The sequence below is a fragment of the Protofrankia sp. CiP1_Cm_nod4 genome, assembly GCF_982290645.1.
On the sequence record NZ_CEVIVC010000178.1, the window covers coordinates 1 to 2,116 of the forward strand.

Sequence of the window (2,116 nt, forward strand, 5' to 3'; positions counted from 1 at the left end):
GTGTTGGGGTCGATGTCGCTGCCGGGAGCGCCAGGGCCGCCGGCAGCGGAGTTGGGGCTCCCGGTCCCGGGGGCGCTCTGGGTTGCGCCGCCGCCGGCGACACCGGACCCCGCGGGTCCGCCGCCCTGCCCGCCGGCCTGCCCGGTGGGACCGCCGCCGTCGCCGCCGTGCAGGAGGGGCCCACCGTTACCGGCCCCGCCGCCGCCGCCCGCGACCAGGAGCCGACCGGACTGGCCGGAGGGGGCGAGCCGCACGTCCGAGCCACCGCCGCCGGACCCGCCTCCGCCGTGCGCGCCACCGCCGCCGGCTCCGTGGCCGATGCCGCCGGGCCGGGCGAACTCGCCGTGCCGGGAGGTTCCGGGGATGCCGGCGGCGCCCACGGTGATCTGGAGGATCTGCCCTGGGCTGACGGCCAGGGTGGCGCGGGTCTCGCCGCCGAGCCCGCCGGCCGCGCCGTCGTTCGGCGGGTGCGGAGCGACGAAGCCGGCCGCGCTGCCGCCCTCGGCACCGAACAGGTCGACGCTCACGGCGGTCACCCCGTCCGGGACGGTGAAGGTGTCCGTCCCCGCAGCGGTGTAGGTGCAGGTGGGCGGGGAGGTGGTGAGGACGCCGCCCGCGCCGCAGGGTTCGGCCGCGCCGGCCGGACCGGCGGCTACGGCGAGGGGCGTCCCCATGACGGCGGCCAGGAGGCCGGTCGCGCCGGCGGCCGCGATCGCTACGGCTCTGGACATGATGAAACGACGGTTCACGGAAATCGACGGCGCCTTTCCGGGCCTGCGGAGGTGGTGGAATGCTGAGATGGGTGATCCGCGGGCAGGCCGTGTTCGGCCCGTGCCCGCCCGCGGGCCGGTGCTGCCGGTTTTCAGACGCCGTCGTCGGCGCACAGCACCCAGACATCGGAATAGGTGCTCGGCGAGCTTGTGCCCCCGGTGTGGGTGAAGGCCGTCCAGTATGCCGCCGTAGTGGTCCCGTCACCGACGGGATTGCCGCTGGAATCGCTGGGGAAGCTGCCGTTGAGATGGTCGCCGCCCGAGCCCGGTCCGGTGAAGTCGGTGGTCGTCACGCTGCCCCCGCTGACGGCGGCACCTCCGCTGACCAGTTTCCCGTCCTGACCACCGCAGCCCACGGTCGCTGTCTGCCCTGTGGTCGCTGAGGCCGGGCCACTCACCTCGCTGTACCGGATTTTCACGGTGACTCCACTGACATCGATGTTGTTCCCGCTGCAGACCGCGTAGGCGTAGGTCGTGTTGTTGCTGTTGCCTCCGCCGCCGTTCCACCCGACGGCGGTCCAGGAGTCCGGATTGGTCTCACCGTCGGCCGCGGCTTTCTGGCCGTAGTCGTGTCCGGCGTTGTTGAAGGTGGGGAAGCTGGCGATCGGCTTGAGGCTGCCGATACTGGCCGGTGTGGTACGCGCCCCGCCGCCGAGCAGGACCGTGTTCGCCGGGCAGGTGGCGGTGACCAGGCCCACCGTTGAGCCGGACGTGGGCCCGGAAATCTTGTTCATGACCACCTGGGTGTGACTGATCAGACTGCTGGTGAGGCACACCGCGTAGGGAGTGGTGGAGAAGGAGGCGTTGACCGCGCCCCCGCTGCCACCGATACCGAGCCAGTGCGTCACGTCGGTACCGACGGCCCCGGTGGAACCGGTGTATTCGGTGCTGCCGTCGGAGCTGGGCTCGGTACCCATCACATGGTTGCCGTTCGACGACGAGCCGGTACCGATGGCCTGGTTGATCCCACCTCCGGAGATGAGGCCGCCGCTACAGTCCGCGTGGGTCGAGATCTCGGAGAAGGCCGATCCGGGGCCGCTGGTGGCCCCCGGGGTTCGCACGGTGACGCCCACCGTGTTGGCGTACGCGACTCCCGGCACCGTGACAGCCAGCAGCGCACCTGCGATCAGCGCTTTTCCCAGGACAGGATGCCGCAGCGACCTCATCCTCATCGGATCTCCCTTTCTGACTTCGACGCGGCGGACATGTGCGCGCAACACCGTCAAGAAACGGCGCGCGCTGAAACAGGACATGACCACCGGATGGACCGAACATTTTCATGGGACGCGTCCGCACCGGTCGGATATTGAGGAACCCGACCGGTCAGCCCACGTTTTTCGGTGGCC

2 protein-coding genes are annotated in these 2,116 nt (G+C 71.2%); both read right to left on the bottom strand.

Annotated elements, in window-relative coordinates:
- The coding region (locus AC5LSR_RS21720; RefSeq protein ID WP_493468914.1) for a glycine-rich protein at nt 1–731 on the bottom strand (731 nt) is incomplete at its 3' end.
- Nucleotides 732–862: 131 nt separating this feature from the next.
- On the bottom strand, nt 863–1,942 hold the full coding sequence (locus tag AC5LSR_RS21725) for a hypothetical protein (protein ID WP_250283762.1): 1,080 nt from the start codon (nt 1,940–1,942) through the stop codon (nt 863–865).
- Between the last annotated feature and the right edge of the window lie 174 nt (nt 1,943–2,116).